This window comes from Clostridium sp. ZBS15, from assembly GCF_023845705.1.
GTDB classification, from domain to species: domain Bacteria; phylum Bacillota; class Clostridia; order Clostridiales; family Clostridiaceae; genus Clostridium; species Clostridium aquiflavi.
The window spans coordinates 1-296 of sequence record NZ_JAMQHY010000225.1; the positions used below are offsets into that span (position 1 = coordinate 1).

Consider the following 296-nt stretch of genomic DNA (forward strand, 5'->3'; position numbering starts at 1 on the left):
GAATGTATTGAGCTTAGTTACTTTGTAGAGGATATAGTCGTAAAACCTTGTCTCATATACATAGTTATCCTTCTCCCAAGGACCTTTGTAGTACCTTACATACGAACCTTTCGCTTTGTCAAAAACATATCTTTTTGTGTTAGAATCATAACGATAGTAACTCCCAACCTCGACTTTTACAGGCACGTCCAACCCGTCGACACTTTTTTTAATATATGCCCCATTAACAGGATTTTCGAAGAAATAGTACCTATCCTCGATAAACTGATAATCGTCTTTAACCAAGTTTTCAAATG

Annotated in this window: 1 protein-coding gene; it reads right to left on the minus strand. The window is 36.1% G+C overall.

Annotation, left to right across the window (positions count from 1 at the left end):
* The coding region (locus NG904_RS17760) for a hypothetical protein (RefSeq protein WP_252232950.1) at positions 1 to 296 on the minus strand (296 nt) is incomplete at both ends.